The following is a 13,694-nucleotide window of genomic DNA, read 5'->3' on the forward strand; positions in this document are numbered from 1 at the left end:
CCGGGCCACGACTTGCGTTCGGGGTCCGGCTTCGCCAAAGTTTCGCCCCCGTGCGGGGCACGGGAACGATGTGGTGCCGGCCCTCCGGCCGGAGTGTTTGAGACGGCGGACCCCCCATGAGAGTCACAGTCGAGCGCGCGGCCCTTCTTCGGTCGCTCGGCCACGTGCACCGCGTCGTGGAGCGGCGCAACACGATCCCGATCCTGTCGAACGTGCTGCTGCGCTCCAGCGACGAGGGCCTGCAGCTCAAGGCGACGGATCTCGACATCGAGGTGACCGAGACCATCCCCGCCGACGTGGCCGACGGGGGCGCCACCACGGTTCCGGCCCACGTCATCTACGACATCGTCCGCAAGCTGCCCGACGGCGCCCAGGTCTCCCTGGAGACGACCGGCGATACCGGGCAGATGCTGATCCGCTCCGGCCGCTCGCGCTTCACCCTCGGCGCGCTGCCGGAGGCCGACTTCCCGGATCTCGCGGCGGGCGAGCTGCCCCATCGCTTCCAGCTCCAGGCCGCGGAGCTGAAGAAGCTGATCGACAAGACGCAGTTCGCGATCTCCACCGAGGAGACGCGCTACTACCTCAACGGCATCTTCTTCCACGCCATCGAGGCGGAGGGCGGCCTGAAGCTGCGCGCCGTCGCCACCGACGGCCACCGCCTCGCCCGCGTCGAGATGCCGGCTCCCGAGGGCAGCCAGGGCATGCCGGGCATCATCGTGCCGCGCAAGGCCGTGGCCGAGATCCAGAAGCTGGTGGAGGATGGCGGCGACAGCGTCGGCGTCGAGATCTCCTCGGCGAAGGTGCGCTTCACCTTCTCGACCGGCGTCACGCTGATCTCGAAGCTCATCGACGGCACCTTCCCGGATTACCAGCGGGTGATCCCGACCGGGAACGACAAGCTCCTCACCGTGGAGCGCGAGCAATTCGCCAAGGCGGTGGACCGCGTCTCGACCATCTCCTCCGAGCGCGGCCGCGCCGTGAAGCTCGCGGTGGCCGGCGGGCGCCTCTCGCTCTCGGTGAACAACCCGGATTCGGGCAGCGCCACCGAGGAGCTGGACGCCGACTACGAGGCCTCGCCCCTCGATATCGGCTTCAACGCCCGCTACCTCCTCGACATCACCGCGCAGCTCGACGGGGACACCGCCCTGTTCAAGCTCGCCGATCCGGGCTCGCCGACCCTGATCCAGGACAAGGACGGCGCGCCCGCGCTCTACGTGCTGATGCCGATGCGGGTGTGATACGGTTTCCGGACGATCACTTTCGGAAACCGTATCACGAGCCCGCGCGGCGCCTGAGCGAGGCCGGTTTCCGCATCGCGAAGCGATCATCCGGAAACCGTATGAGGCGATCGCCGGGGCGGGCTCTCGAAGCCCGTCCGATCCTCATGCTGAGGTGCTCGGCGATGGCCGAGCCTCGCAGCACCCCCCATCGCGGCTCCCCTGACACCGCCGAGTCGGATCGCCGGTCAGGGGTGCTGCGAGGGCGCTGCGCGCCACCGCAGCATGAGGGCTGCCGCGACCTCCAAACCCGTCCCGCGCCGGGCGCTCGCGGTTTCGGCGCGGCCCGCATGCCATGGACATCGCGTGTGATGCCGCCGTGGCGATCGATCGCGCGATTTGGGACGCGCGGGATCTTGCAACCATCCACGACGACGGGTGATTGGGTGGCTCAGCACCCATGGCCGCTCCCGATCCCTTCCGCGTCACGCGCCTCATCGCCCGCGACTTCCGCAACCACGCCAGCCTCGATCTCGGCGTGAGCCGGCCCTTCGTCGCGCTGGTGGGCGAGAACGGCGCGGGCAAGACCAACATCCTCGAGGCGCTCTCGCTCTTCGCTCCCGGCCGCGGCCTGCGCCGGGCCGATTTCGCCGCCATGGCCCGCGAGGACGGCCCGGGCGGCTTCGCGGTGTCGCTGAGCCTCGCCGGGCCGCATGGCGAGCACCGGGTCGGCACCGCCTGGGAGCCGCAGGGCCGGGAGGAGCGCGGCGGCCGGCTCTGCCGCGTCGACGGGGCCGGCGCGCCCTCCCCCACGGCCTTCGCCGAGCACATGCGCGTGGTCTGGCTCACGCCGGATTTCGACGCGCTGTTCCGCGGCCCGGCGGGCGACCGGCGCCGCTTCCTCGACCGCCTCGTCCTCGCGGTCGATGCCGGCCACGGCACGCGGGTGAGCGCCCTGGAGCGGGCCCTGCGCTCGCGCAACCGGCTCTTGGAGGAGCGCCCCGACGACGGACCCTGGCTCGACGCGGTGGAGCGCGAGGTGGCGGAACTCGCCATCGCGGTGGCGCTCGCCCGGCGCGAGACCGTGGAGCGCCTCGACCAGCTCATCCTGGCGACGCGCGACGACTCCTCGCCCTTCCCCTGGGCGGGCGTGCGGCTCGAAGGCGACATCGACGATCTCGTGGCGGTCTGGCCGGCGGTCGACGCCGAGGATCGCTTCCGCACCGTGCTGCGCCAGAACCGCTTTCGTGATCGCGCCGCCGGCCGCACCCTCGCCGGCCCGCAGGCCTCCGATCTCGTGGTGCGCCACGGGCCCAAGGACGTGCCGGCCGGCACCGCCTCGACGGGGGAGCAGAAGGCGCTGCTGATCGGCCTCGTGCTGGCCCATGCCCGCCTCGTCGCCGGCATGAGCGGGCTGCCGCCCCTCGTCCTCCTCGACGAGGTCGCGGCCCATCTCGATCCGCGCCGCCGCGCCGGCCTGTTCGACGCGCTCGAAGCCCTGCCGGGACAGGTCTGGATGACCGGGGCGGACCCGGCCCTGTTCGCGGAACTCGGCGACCGCGGCGACGTGATCGCGGTCGCGGATGGTCACGTCGAGCCGGGCTGATCGGGTCCGGGCAAGGCCGGCGTGATGTCGGTATGGATGAAGTCGTCCCCGACGAAGAGCAGCGGCACGCCCCGCGTCTTGGCGCAGGCATAGGCGAAGCAGTCGCCCAGAGTGAGCTTGGCGGGATGCCCGCGCTCCGCCCCGAAGCGCCGGTAGGCGTCCAGGGCCGCCCTCGTCTCGTCCTCGGCGATCGGAACGGCCCTGATGCCGGCTGCGACCATGAACGCGTCCAGCAGCCGCTCGACGTCCTGGGGCGGCAATCGCGTTTCCCGAGCAACCGCGGCAACGGCCTCGAAAACGGCGAGGCCGCTGATCAGGCGGAGGGGAGCGGCATGCAGGCATCGCTCGACCTCGGCGTGCCCCGGCTCACGCAGGACGAGGGCGACGAGGGCCGATGCGTCGACGAACATCAGATCTCGCCGCTCAGCTCGTCGAAGAAGGCCTTGTCGGCCCTGAGGCCGGTTCTGGAGGCCGCCGCCAGCGCATCCTGGATCGGCCGGATGCGCGCGCGGAACGCGCAGAGCGACTGTTCGCGCCGTTGAATTTCATTCTCCAGCGCAATACGCACGGCCTCGGTCTTGCTCACGCGCGCGACGGACGCCAGCGTTTCGGCGAGGCGATTCACCTCCTCGCTGCGGATGTTCAGGGGCATTGCAAGCCTGCCGTGTAGACAGCACAAAGGTAATGTCTACACAGCGCGATCACAAGCACCGGACCTTATCCGCCTTCGTTCCACCACCCCCGCAGGGATCCGATGACCTCACGCCTCGACGAGGCCCGCGCCGCGCTCCAGACCACCTTCGGCTACGAGGATTTCCGTCCGGGCCAGGCCGAGGTGATCGGTGCCGTGCTCGACGGGCGGGACGTGCTCGCCGTGATGCCGACCGGCTCGGGCAAGTCGATGACCTACCAGCTGCCGGCCCTGGTCGAGCGCTCGCTCACCGTCGTGGTCTCGCCGCTGATCGCGCTCATGCACGATCAGGTGCAGCAGATGCGCGGCTTCGGCGTCGCCGCCGCCACCCTCAACTCGACGGTGGACGAGGCCGCGGCCAAGGCCGCGTGGCGCCAGATCCGGAACGGGGAGCTGCGCCTGCTCTTCGTCTCCCCCGAGCGGCTGCTGATGGATGGGCTGATCGAGGCGCTTCAGAGCGCGGGGGTGCGCCGGCTCGCCGTCGACGAGGCCCATTGCGTCTCGCAATGGGGGCATGATTTCCGCCCCGAATACCGCGACCTCGCCCGGGCCCGCGAGGCGCTCGGCGGCGTGCAGATGGTGGCGCTGACCGCCACCGCCGACACCGCCACGCGCGCCGACATCACCGAGCGGCTGTTTCCCGCCGGCCGTGGGCCGGAGACCTTCGTCCACTCCTTCGACCGGCCGAACATCCGCCTGACCTTCGCTCCCAAGGAGCAGGCGACGCGGCAGATCAGCCGCTTCCTGCGCCCGCGCCGGGCGGAGAGCGGCATCGTCTACTGCTCGTCGCGCAAGCGCACCGAGCAGATCGCCCAGATCCTGCAGGAAGACGGCTTCAACGCCCTGCCCTACCATGCGGGCCTCGACCAGGGCACGCGCATGCGCAACCAGGACGCCTTCCTGCAGGAGGACGGCATCGTCATGGTGGCGACCGTGGCCTTCGGCATGGGCATCAACAAGCCCGACGTGCGCTTCGTCTGCCACGCCGACATGCCCTCCAACGTCGAGGGCTACTATCAGGAGATCGGCCGCGCCGGCCGCGACGGGCTGCCCGCCGACACCCTCACCCTCTACGGCCTCGACGACATGGCGCTCCGCCGCCGCCAGATCGACGAGAAGGACATCTCCGACGAGCGCCGCCGGGTGGAGCGCCGCAAGCTCGAGGCGATGATCTCGCTCTGCGAGGGCGCGGCCTGCCGCCGCCAGTCGCTGCTCGCCTATTTCGGCGAGGCGAGCGCCCCGTGCGGGCGCTGCGACCTCTGCCGGGGCGGCGTCTCGCTCGTCGACGGCACGGTGGCGGCCCAGAAGGTCCTCTCGGCCATCGTGCGCACCGGCCAGCGCTTCGGCGCGGCCTATGTCTGCGACCTCGTCCACGGCAAGGAGAGCGACCAGATCCGCCGCAACGGCCACCAGCAGCTCAAGACCTTCGGCGTCGGCGCCGACAAGCCGGTGGCGGCGTGGCGCGCGATCCTGCGCCAGCTCTTCGCGGCCGGTGCGGTGGCGGAGAACCAGGACGGCTATGGCGGCCTTGCCATGACCGAGAAGGGCGAGGCGATCCTGTTCGGCCGCGAGACCGTGCAGCTGCGCCCCGATCCCGAGCCGCGCACCCCCAAGGAGCGCCGCGCGAAGGGGGCGGACCGCGACGACACGCTCGGGCTCTCCCCCGACGACGAGGCCCTGTTCCAGCATCTGCGGGGCCTGCGCGCCACCCTCGCCCGCCAGGAGGGCGTCGCCGCCTACATGATCTTCCCGGACCGCACGCTGATCGAGATGGCGCGGGCCAAGCCCGTGGATCTCTGGGCGCTCCGCTCCGTGCACGGGGTCGGCGAGCGCAAGCGCGAGGCCTATGGCGAGGCCTTCACGGGCGCCATCGCGGATTTCCTCGCCGACGCCGCCAAGCGCGCCGGCCGATCGGCATCATGATGCCGGAGACCCGAATTTCCGGCATGAAAATTCACGACTTCCCGCCATCCTTGCGTCAGATTAGAACCGTTTCAATTTTATCGTCGTGAATTCAAAGACTTACCGCGTTGACAGCGGCTCCGCCGTTTGATTGACAGCGCGTCAGTCTAATCCCGCCAGGCGCGCTGCCGCGTCGTCGCAGCGTGGGGTGCGGAGTTTCAGGACATGGCGAAGGGTCGGGTCGCGCTGCTGGTCTGCGCGGCACAGGCGGCGTGGATCGGCGGCGCCGTCACGCAGGGTGCTCGCGCCCAGGGGGCGAGCGATCCGATCATCGCCCTCGACGAGATCTCGGTGGCGGGCTCCTCGCCGGAGGGCGCCGTGGTGGCGCGGGGCTACCAGCCGGTGCGCAGCAGCCTCGTGAACGGCACCGAGACGCCGATCATCAAGATTCCCCAGGCGGTGAGCGTCGTCACCGAGCAGGTGCTGCGCGACCAGCAGGTCCGCACCCTCGATCAGGCGCTCTACAACGTCCCGGGCATCACGCAGGCCAACACGCTCGGCGGCACGCAGGACGCGGTGCTGCGCCGGGGCTTCGGCGACAACCGCGACGGCTCGATCCTGCGCGACGGCCTGCGCACGGCGGTGCCCCGCAGCTTCCTGCCCACCACCGAGCGGGTGGAGGTGCTCAAAGGACCGGCCTCGGCGCTCTACGGCATCCTCGACCCGGGTGGCCTCGTCAACATCGTCACCAAGAAGCCGCGCTTCGAGCAGGCCGGCGTGTTCGAGACCACCGGCTCCAGCTTCAGCGGCGGCAGTGCCTCTCTCGACCTGACCGGGCCGATCGCCGGCACCGACCTCGCCTACCGCTTCGTCGCCGAGCACCGCAACGAGGAATACTGGCGCAACTTCGGCACCCAGAACCAGCAGGTGCTCGCACCCTCGCTGACCTGGCGGGGCGATTCCACCACGGTGCGGCTGTTCTACGAGTTCTCGCACTACAAGGCGCCGTTCGACCGCGGCACCATCATCTATCCGGGCACCCACAAGCCGGTGCCGGTGCCGCGCGACCGGCGCTTCGACGAGCGCTACAACATCACGGCGGGCGAGAACCACGTCGCGGGCATCGAGGTGAACCAGGATCTCGGCGAGACCTGGAAGCTCGATTTCAACTACGCCTACAGCCACAATTTCTATCAGGACGACCAAGCCCGGGTGACGGCCTTCAACGCCCGGACCGGACAGCTGACCCGGCGGGCCGATGCCACCCAGGATTCGAATTTCGACGTCCACGCCGCCCGCCTCGACCTCACGGGCAAGGTCGAGGATCCGCTCGGCCTGACGCACGAACTCCTGTTCGGCGCCTCCTACGATTCGAGCGATGTGCTGCGCACCGACCTGATCCGCGGGCCGACGAACACGCGCTTCAACATCTTCGCGCCGGTCTACGGCACCCTGCCGGCGAGCCGCGCCGTCTCGGCCGCCGACAGCGACCAGACCGAGCGCATCGAGACGGCGGCCGTCTACGCGCAGGACACGGTGGCGATCACCGAGCAGCTCAGCCTCGTCGGCGGCCTGCGCTACCAGGATTTCAGCCAGCAGGCCGGCAAGGGCCGCCCGTTCAACCTCAACACCGACGTCTCGGGCGGGCGCGTGGTGCCGCGGGTCGGGGCCGTCTACCTCCTCACGCCGGAGACCTCGGTCTACGCCGCCTACAGCGAGACCTTCCGGCCGAATTCCTCGATCGCGAGCTATATCGGCGCCCTGCCGCCCGAGACCGGCGCGGCGATGGAGGTCGGCGTCAAGGTTCAGACCGGGGGCATCACGGCGACGGCGGCCTTCTACGACATCACCAAGAACAACGTGCTCTATACGGAGTTGGTGAACGGCATCAGCGTGAGCAAATCGGCCGGCCGGGTCGGCTCGCGGGGCTTCGAGATCGACATCGCCGGCCAGATCGCCGACGACTGGAGCGTGATCGCCACCTACGCCTACACGGACGCGGTGGTCCTCGCCGATCCGCTGCTCACCGGCAAGCGGCTCACCAACGTCGCACCGCAGACCGCCTCGCTCTGGCTCACCCACGATTTCGGCATCGTCTGGGACGGGCGCCTGCGGGCGGGCGCCGGGGCGCGCTACGTCGGCTACCGGCCGGGCGACGCGGCCAACAGCTTCAAGCTGCCGGACTACGCGGTGATGGACGCCTTCATCGCCTACGACACCGTCGTCGCGTCGCTGCCGACGACGCTCCAGCTCAACATCCGCAACCTGCTCGACACGACCTACTACACCTCCTCGATCGGCACGAACAATCTCGGGGTGGCGGTCGGCGAGCCGTTCCAGGTGCTCGCCTCGGCGCGGATCAGCTTCTGAGATGATCCGCCTGCGCCCGCTCCTGTTCCAGCTCCACTGGTTCCTCGGCCTCACCGCCGGCTTCGTGCTGATGGTGTGCGGGGTGACCGGCGCGCTCCTCACCTTCGAGGAAGAGATCGTCGCGGGCCTGAGCCCCGGCATCGTCACGGTGGCGCCGCGGCCGGAATCCCGCCTCACGCCGGATGCCCTGCTGAGCCGGCTCCAGGCGCAGGCGCCGGCCCGGCGCGTGGCGCAGCTCGCCCTGTCGGGGGAGCCGGGCCGGGCGGCGCGCATCCGCTTCGCGCCCGAGGGCGGGCGGGGACGGGGCGAGACGGTCTATGCCGACCCCTATGACGGGCGCATCCTGGGGTCGGGGCGGGGCGAGGCCGTCTTCGGCGTCATCCTGCGCCTGCACCGCTGGCTCCTCGTCCCGGGCGAGGGCAATGGCTGGGGCCGCACGCTCACCGGTACGAGCCTGTTCGGGCTGATCTATCTCGCGCTCTCGGGGCTCTACCTGCGCTGGCCGAGGCGGCTCGGCGACTGGCGGATCTGGCTGAAGCCGGCCCTGAACCGCCGCGGCCGCCCGCTCTACTGGTCCCTCCACTCCGTCCTCGGCACCTGGGTGCTCGTGATCTACCTCGTGATCGCGCTGACCGGCCTGTGGTGGTCCTTCGGCTGGTATCGCGACGGCGCGACACTGCTCCTCACCGGGCGGGTGCCGCAGGCCGAGGCCGCCGAGCCCCGCCGCCCGGACGGCCCCGCCGCCCTCGACCCAGCCTTCGCGGCCTTCGAGGCGGCGTCCGGCGGACGCTACGCCCTGGCCACCCTGGCCCCGCCCCGCGGCGCGGAGCCGATCCGCATCCGCGCGGTCATGGCGGATGCCCCCCACCGGCAGGCCCGCGACGACTGGCGCATCCGGCCGGACGGCACGATCCTGTCGAGCGATCGTTACGTCGCGCGCCCGCTCGGCGAGCGGCTCGCCGGCAGCATGCTCGCCGTGCACGAGGGCCGCTTCTTCGGCTGGCCGGGCACGATCCTGTTCTTCCTCGCGGCCCTCGCGATGCCGCTCTTCGGGGTGACGGGGCTGCTGCTCTATCTCGGGCGGCGCCGGAGCCGCCGTCGGGCCGCGCTCGCGCGGGGGGAAGCGATGCCGCAGCGGGGATAGGATCGCAGCGCCGAGTTGCCATCCGGTCCCGCATGGCATTAAGCGCATCGCGAGGCCGCAGGACGCCGGAGAGGGTGCCGCATGATCCGCAACGACATTGCCATCACGCCCGAACTGGTGCGCCAGCACGGCCTGACCGAGGAGGAGTATGCCCGCTTCAAGGGGCTGATCGGCCGCGAGCCGACCATCACCGAACTCGGTATCGTCTCGGCGATGTGGAACGAGCACTGCTCCTACAAGTCCTCGCGCATCCATCTGCGCACGCTGCCCACCAAGGCGCCCTGGGTGATCCAGGGGCCGGGCGAGAACGCGGGCGTCATCGACATCGGCGACGGCCTCGCCTGCGTGTTCAAGATGGAGAGCCACAACCACCCGAGCTTCATCGAGCCCTACCAGGGCGCGGCGACCGGCGTCGGCGGCATCCTGCGCGACGTGTTCACCATGGGCGCCCGGCCGATCGCGGCGCTGAACGCGCTCCGCTTCGGCGCGCCGGATCATCCGCGCACCCGCCACCTCGTGGCGGGCGTCGTCGCGGGCATCGGCGGCTACGGCAATTCCTTCGGCGTGCCCACGGTCGGCGGCGCGGTGGGCTTCCACACGCGCTACGACGGCAACATCCTCGTCAACGCCATGGCGGTCGGCCTCGCCAAGGCCGACGCGATCTTCTACGCGGCGGCGACCGGCGTCGGGAACCCGATCGTCTATCTCGGCTCCAAGACCGGCCGCGACGGCATCCACGGCGCCACCATGGCCTCGGCCGCCTTCGACGAATCCTCCGAGGAGAAGCGCCCGACCGTGCAGGTCGGCGATCCCTTCGCGGAGAAGCTGCTGCTCGAAGCCTGCCTGGAGCTGATGGCGTCGGGCGCCGTCATCGCCATCCAGGACATGGGTGCGGCGGGCCTGACCTGCTCGGCGGTGGAGATGGGCGCCAAGGGCAATCTCGGCGTCGAACTCGACCTCGACGCGGTGCCGACCCGCGAGCCCGGCATGACCGCCTACGAGATGATGCTCTCCGAGAGCCAGGAGCGCATGCTCATGGTGCTCAAGCCCGGCATGGAGGAGGAGGCCAAGGCCATCTTCGTGAAGTGGGGCCTCGACTTCGCGATCATCGGCCACACCACCGACACGCTGCGCTTCGTGATCAAGCACGGCGGCGAGACGGTGGCGGACCTGCCCATCAAGGAACTCGGCGACGAGGCCCCGCTCTACGACCGGCCCCACCGCTCCAACATGCACCACCCGGTCCTCAAGGCCGAGGAGGTGCCGGCGCCGATGGCCAATGTCGAGGCCCTGCGGAAACTCGTCGGCTCGCCGGACCTCGCCTCGAAGCGCTGGGTCTACGAGCAGTACGACCACTTCATCCTCGGCAACACCGTGCAGAAGCCGGGAGGCGACGCCGCGGTGGTGCGGGTCGAGGACGGGCCGAAGGGCCTCGCGCTCACCACCGACGTGACGCCGCGCTACTGCGAGGCCGATCCGGTCGAGGGCGGCAGGCAGGCGGTGGCGGAAGCCTACCGCAACATCTGCGCGGTGGGCGGCCGGCCGCTCGCCGTCACCGACAACCTCAACTTCGGCAATCCGGAGAAGCCGGAGGTGATGGGCCAGTTCGTCGGCTGCATCCAGGGCATCGGCGAGGCTTGCCGGGCCCTCGACTTCCCGGTCGTGTCGGGCAACGTCTCGCTCTACAACGAGACCAACGGCATCGGCATCCTGCCGACCCCGACCATCGGCGGCGTCGGCGTGGTCGACGACGTGGCGAAGATCGCCACCATCGCGATCAAGCGCGAGGGTGACGCCCTGGTGCTGATCGGCCGCACGGAGGGCTGGCTCGGCCAGTCCGTCTACCTCGCCGAGATCGCCGGCCGCGAGGAGGGCGCCCCGCCCCCGGTCGATCTCGCGGCGGAGCGCAAGAACGGCGAGTTCGTGCGCGGGCTGATCGCCGCGGGCCTCGTGGACACCGCCCACGACCTCTCGGATGGCGGCCTCGCGGTGGCGCTCGCCGAGATGGTCATGGCCGGCCGGATCGGCGCCGCCCTGCCCGACTGCCCGCTGCCGATCCCCTGCCACGCCTACCTGTTCGGCGAGGACCAGGGCCGCTACCTGCTGGCGGTGGATCCCGAGACCCTGCCGGACCTGCTCTACAGCGCCTCCGCGCAGGGGATCGACGCGGCCGTGATCGGCGTCACCGGGGCGGATTCGTTGACCCTGCCGGGGGACGAGATCATATCCCTGGAGGAATTGCGTGCGGTCCACGAGGCGTGGCTGCCCGACTACATGGCCGCTCCCGCCGCCTGACCCATCGACGGAGGTTCCCCACCATGCCCATGGACGCCCGCGAGATCGAGACGATGATCCGGGAGGCCCTGCCGGACGCGCAGGTCGAGATCCGCGATCTCGCCGGCGACGGCGACCACTACGCCGCCACCGTCGTGTCCTCGGCCTTCAAGGGGAAGTCGCGGGTGCAGCAGCACCAGATGGTCTACGGTGCATTGCAGGGTCGCATGGGCGGCGTGCTGCACGCGCTTGCGCTGACGACGGGCGTCCCCCAGGATTAAGATCCCGGGGAGTTCGCCATGGACCAGCCCACGCTCTACGAGGAAGACATCGTCACGTGGGCCGAGCAGCAGGCCTCGGCGTTGCGGACCCTGGCCGTGCGGCCGGAACTGTCGAACGCGCTGGACTGGGACGCCGTCGCCGAGGAGATCGAGGCGGTGGGAGCGTCGCGCATCCGGGCGACGGAGAGCGCCCTGTCCCTCGTGCTGGTCCACGTCCTCGGTACATCTCGGCACCGATCGCGCAGTCGACACGGTCGTGCGGGCCGAGGTGGTCACCTTCCAAACCGCCGCGCGCCGATTATACACTGCCTCCATGCGGCAGCGGATCGATTGGAACGATCTGTGGCGCGCGGCGAAGCGGAATGCCGACGAGTCCCTCAGCATCTACGGCGACAGGCTCATCGAGGGGCTGCCCGACGGGATGCCCGTCACGCCCGACGAGCTGGTCGCGCCGGATTTCGACATGGATGCGGCGCTGTCACGCTTGAGCCCGCTCCTGGCGCCATCCGGCGGTCGTCGTCGCTCATCATGAAAAGGAAGCAAACATGACCGACATCAACACCCGCATCGAGACCGAGATCAAGTCGCAGGACGTGGTCGTGTTCATGAAGGGCACGCCGCAATTCCCGATGTGCGGCTTCTCGGGCCAGGTCGCCCAGATCCTCAACTACCTCGGCGTGCCCTACAAGGGCATCAATGTGCTGGAGGACATGGAGATCCGTGAGGGCATCAAGGCCTATTCGAACTGGCCGACCATCCCGCAGGTCTACGTGAAGGGCGAGTTCGTCGGCGGCTGCGACATCACCCGCGAGATGTTCCAGTCGGGCGAGCTGCAGCAGATGCTCTCCGAGAAGGGCATCGCGGTGAAGACCGCCGCGGCGTAAGCGACGGCATCCGGACGAACCGCGAGAGGGCGCGCGAGCGCCCTTTTTCGTGCGCCGCGTGAACCCTCCGCCCCACCCGCGCCTTGTCGGGGAGACAGGGAGCGGCGGATTCTCGCGAATGCATGACGTGATCATCGTGGGCGGCGGCCCCGCGGGCCTCAGCGCGGCCCTGGTGCTCGGCCGCTGCCGCCGCTCGGTCCTGCTCGTCGACGCGGGCCGGCCGCGCAACGCCGTGACGGAGCGGATGTACGGCTATCTCGGCCATGACGGCCGCCCGCCCGGCGAGCTGCGCGCGCTCGCCCGGACCGAGCTGGAGCAGTACCCGACCGTGGAGTGTCGCGACGGCGAGGTGACCGATGCCCGCCGCGAGGAGGATGGATTCGCCGTCGTCCTCGCCGATGGCCGCACCGAGCGGGCGCGTCGCCTCATCCTCGCCACCGGTCTCGCCACGGCTCTGCCCGACGTCGAGGGCTTCTCGGAATACTGGGGGCGCGGCGTGCATCACTGCCCCTATTGCGACGGCTTCGAGAACCGGGACGGCCCCCTCGTCGTCTACGGGAAGGGCGAGGGCGGCAAGGGGCTCGCCCTCGAACTCACCGCCTGGAGCCGTGACCTCACCCTCTGCACGGACGGGCGCGCGGAGGCCTTGTCGGACGGCGACCGCGACCGGCTCGCGCGCCAGCGCATCCGTCTCGACGAGCGGCCCGTGGCGCGCCTCGAAGGCGCGGAGGGGCGCCCCGCGCGGCTGCGCTTCGCGGATGGGGAGGCCCTGCCCTGCCGGGCGCTGTTCTTCGCCCCGGCCGCCTGCGCCCCCTCCTCCCTCATCGAGCGGCTCGGCTGCACGCTGACGCCGAAGGGCACCGTCCCGACCCGCGAATACGAGCAGTCGAACGTGCCGGGCCTCTACGTGGCGGGCGATGCCTCGCGCCGCGTCCAGTTCGCCATCGTGGCCGCAGCCGAGGGCGCGATGGCCGCCTTCGCGATCAATACCGAGCTTCTTCAAGAGGATACGCGATAGGCCGGCAATCCTAGGGCGCCGAATCCCACCTTCAAGAATGTCGGAAACCGCAAAGCTTTGTTAGCCTTAACGGACTGATTTGCACCGGGGATTCGAGCATGAGGGCATTGGCGCGGGCGTGGCGGGGTCGGACGTCCCGGGAACCGGAGGACGCGACGCGCAAGGACGCCGTGCCGCCCGCTCCCCTGGCGGCGCGGCCGGTCGAGCGGGAGCAGGAGCATCGCGGCCTCACCGCCCGCGAGCTGATTCGCATGGCCCAGTCCGCCCGCATCCAGCGCCACTGACCGGAGCGGCGGCAGTCCCGCCG

At 70.5% G+C, this 13,694-nt stretch carries 13 protein-coding genes and 1 pseudogene; 12 read left to right on the plus strand and 2 right to left on the minus strand.

Features of this window, described 5'->3' with window-relative positions; all coding sequences use genetic code 11:
• Positions 1-116: 116 nt before the first annotated feature.
• Both dnaN and recF read left to right on the plus strand, forming a co-directional pair.
• Positions 117-1,238 carry a DNA polymerase III subunit beta gene (dnaN, locus tag ACE101_RS29335; protein ID WP_379137454.1) on the plus strand — a complete coding sequence of 374 codons (1,122 nt, stop codon included), beginning with the start codon at positions 117-119 and terminating at the stop codon, positions 1,236-1,238.
• A 439-nt stretch (positions 1,239-1,677) separates the two neighbouring features.
• Positions 1,678-2,823, plus strand: a complete 1,146-nt coding sequence (recF, locus tag ACE101_RS29340; protein WP_379137458.1) for a DNA replication/repair protein RecF — start codon at positions 1,678-1,680, stop codon at positions 2,821-2,823.
• Here recF and ACE101_RS29345 read toward each other — a convergent pair.
• Together ACE101_RS29345 and ACE101_RS29350 are read right to left on the minus strand one after the other, a co-directional pair.
• Positions 2,805-3,233 carry a type II toxin-antitoxin system VapC family toxin gene (locus tag ACE101_RS29345; protein WP_379137461.1) on the minus strand — a complete coding sequence of 143 codons (429 nt, stop codon included), beginning with the start codon at positions 3,231-3,233 and terminating at the stop codon, positions 2,805-2,807. The genes recF and ACE101_RS29345 overlap by 19 nt on opposite strands.
• On the minus strand, positions 3,233-3,475 hold the full coding sequence (locus tag ACE101_RS29350) for a type II toxin-antitoxin system VapB family antitoxin (protein WP_379137463.1): 243 nt from the start codon (positions 3,473-3,475) through the stop codon (positions 3,233-3,235). Before ACE101_RS29350 ends, ACE101_RS29345 begins: the two co-directional genes overlap by 1 nt.
• A 102-nt stretch (positions 3,476-3,577) precedes the next feature.
• Here ACE101_RS29350 and recQ point away from each other — a divergent pair, with 102 nt between their 5' ends.
• The 10 genes and pseudogenes from recQ to ACE101_RS29400 all read left to right on the plus strand — a co-directional run bounded on the left by recQ (position 3,578) and on the right by ACE101_RS29400 (position 13,671).
• On the plus strand, positions 3,578-5,437 hold the full coding sequence (gene recQ, locus ACE101_RS29355; protein ID WP_379137466.1) for a DNA helicase RecQ: 1,860 nt from the start codon (positions 3,578-3,580) through the stop codon (positions 5,435-5,437).
• 204 nt (positions 5,438-5,641) lie between these two features.
• Positions 5,642-7,786: a TonB-dependent siderophore receptor gene (locus tag ACE101_RS29360; RefSeq protein WP_379137468.1), complete on the plus strand. Its 2,145-nt coding sequence runs from the start codon at positions 5,642-5,644 to the stop codon at positions 7,784-7,786.
• A gap of 1 nt (position 7,787) precedes the next feature.
• A complete protein-coding gene (locus ACE101_RS29365) occupies positions 7,788-8,930 on the plus strand; it encodes a PepSY-associated TM helix domain-containing protein (protein ID WP_379137471.1) in 1,143 nt (380 codons plus the stop codon).
• Positions 8,931-9,011: 81 nt separating this feature from the next.
• Positions 9,012-11,225 carry a phosphoribosylformylglycinamidine synthase subunit PurL gene (purL, locus tag ACE101_RS29370; protein ID WP_379137474.1) on the plus strand — a complete coding sequence of 738 codons (2,214 nt, stop codon included), beginning with the start codon at positions 9,012-9,014 and terminating at the stop codon, positions 11,223-11,225.
• A gap of 23 nt (positions 11,226-11,248) precedes the next feature.
• Positions 11,249-11,485, plus strand: coding sequence for a BolA family protein (locus ACE101_RS29375; RefSeq protein WP_379137477.1), 237 nt, complete (start codon positions 11,249-11,251; stop codon positions 11,483-11,485).
• Between the two features lie 18 nt (positions 11,486-11,503).
• Positions 11,504-11,674, plus strand: a pseudogene (locus ACE101_RS29380) (DUF29 family protein); the annotation flags it as partial.
• A gap of 67 nt (positions 11,675-11,741) precedes the next feature.
• Positions 11,742-12,017 carry a hypothetical protein gene (locus ACE101_RS29385; RefSeq protein WP_379139078.1) on the plus strand — a complete coding sequence of 92 codons (276 nt, stop codon included), beginning with the start codon at positions 11,742-11,744 and terminating at the stop codon, positions 12,015-12,017.
• 13 nt (positions 12,018-12,030) lie between these two features.
• Positions 12,031-12,369, plus strand: a complete 339-nt coding sequence (gene grxD, locus ACE101_RS29390) for a Grx4 family monothiol glutaredoxin (RefSeq protein WP_379137480.1) — start codon at positions 12,031-12,033, stop codon at positions 12,367-12,369.
• A 118-nt stretch (positions 12,370-12,487) separates the two neighbouring features.
• Complete coding sequence (locus ACE101_RS29395; protein ID WP_379137483.1) at positions 12,488-13,387, plus strand: NAD(P)/FAD-dependent oxidoreductase; 900 nt, start codon at positions 12,488-12,490, stop codon at positions 13,385-13,387.
• A 98-nt stretch (positions 13,388-13,485) separates the two neighbouring features.
• Positions 13,486-13,671, plus strand: a complete 186-nt coding sequence (locus tag ACE101_RS29400) for a hypothetical protein (RefSeq protein ID WP_379137485.1) — start codon at positions 13,486-13,488, stop codon at positions 13,669-13,671.
• Positions 13,672-13,694 lie beyond the last annotated feature (23 nt).

The organism is Methylobacterium carpenticola (assembly GCF_042748905.1).
Classification (GTDB): Bacteria; Pseudomonadota; Alphaproteobacteria; order Rhizobiales; family Beijerinckiaceae; genus Methylobacterium; species Methylobacterium carpenticola.

What these genes read in the sequence shown, in the direction of transcription:
- dnaN (WP_379137454.1), top strand. Translation starts at nt 117, where the DNA reads ATGAGAGTCACAGTCGAGCGCGCGGCCCTTCTTCGGTCGCTCGGCCAC.
- ACE101_RS29400 (WP_379137485.1), top strand. Translation starts at nt 13,486, where the DNA reads ATGAGGGCATTGGCGCGGGCGTGGCGGGGTCGGACGTCCCGGGAACCG.
- recF (WP_379137458.1), top strand. Translation starts at nt 1,678, where the DNA reads ATGGCCGCTCCCGATCCCTTCCGCGTCACGCGCCTCATCGCCCGCGAC.
- ACE101_RS29345 (WP_379137461.1), bottom strand. Translation starts at nt 3,233, where the DNA reads ATGTTCGTCGACGCATCGGCCCTCGTCGCCCTCGTCCTGCGTGAGCCG.
- ACE101_RS29360 (WP_379137468.1), top strand. Translation starts at nt 5,642, where the DNA reads ATGGCGAAGGGTCGGGTCGCGCTGCTGGTCTGCGCGGCACAGGCGGCG.
- recQ (WP_379137466.1), top strand. Translation starts at nt 3,578, where the DNA reads ATGACCTCACGCCTCGACGAGGCCCGCGCCGCGCTCCAGACCACCTTC.
- purL (WP_379137474.1), top strand. Translation starts at nt 9,012, where the DNA reads ATGATCCGCAACGACATTGCCATCACGCCCGAACTGGTGCGCCAGCAC.
- ACE101_RS29395 (WP_379137483.1), top strand. Translation starts at nt 12,488, where the DNA reads ATGCATGACGTGATCATCGTGGGCGGCGGCCCCGCGGGCCTCAGCGCG.
- grxD (WP_379137480.1), top strand. Translation starts at nt 12,031, where the DNA reads ATGACCGACATCAACACCCGCATCGAGACCGAGATCAAGTCGCAGGAC.
- ACE101_RS29365 (WP_379137471.1), top strand. Translation starts at nt 7,788, where the DNA reads ATGATCCGCCTGCGCCCGCTCCTGTTCCAGCTCCACTGGTTCCTCGGC.
- ACE101_RS29350 (WP_379137463.1), bottom strand. Translation starts at nt 3,475, where the DNA reads ATGCCCCTGAACATCCGCAGCGAGGAGGTGAATCGCCTCGCCGAAACG.
- ACE101_RS29375 (WP_379137477.1), top strand. Translation starts at nt 11,249, where the DNA reads ATGCCCATGGACGCCCGCGAGATCGAGACGATGATCCGGGAGGCCCTG.